The 236-nt window shown below is 51.3% G+C and carries 1 protein-coding gene; it reads right to left on the reverse strand.

Going from position 1 to position 236, the window contains the following annotated elements:
- A partial coding sequence (locus SB658_RS27500) for a hypothetical protein (protein WP_410603733.1) occupies positions 1-201 on the reverse strand: 201 nt, incomplete at its 3' end.
- Positions 202-236: the final 35 nt, after the last annotated feature.

Genomic DNA, 236 nt, shown 5'->3' on the forward strand with positions numbered 1-236 from the left:
GGCTCCCGCACTCGGCGGCAAATCACCCCCTCCGCTCGCTCTGTTGCCGTATTTGTCACGAATCGTGAAATCGCTCAGATTGAACGGCGTGTAGTTGAGCCCCATGATGCTGATGCCACGGTAGGTCGGCTCGGATGAAAATGCGTCACATCCAGCCAACGTCAGCACTACAGCAAACAAAATGACAAACCGCTTGATCATTGCTGAAATACCTCAAATTCAAAGAAACAGGATTC

Origin of the sequence: Bacillus sp. SIMBA_008 (assembly GCF_046535495.1) — a bacterium.
GTDB lineage: Bacteria > Bacillota > Bacilli > Bacillales > Bacillaceae > Bacillus > Bacillus subtilis.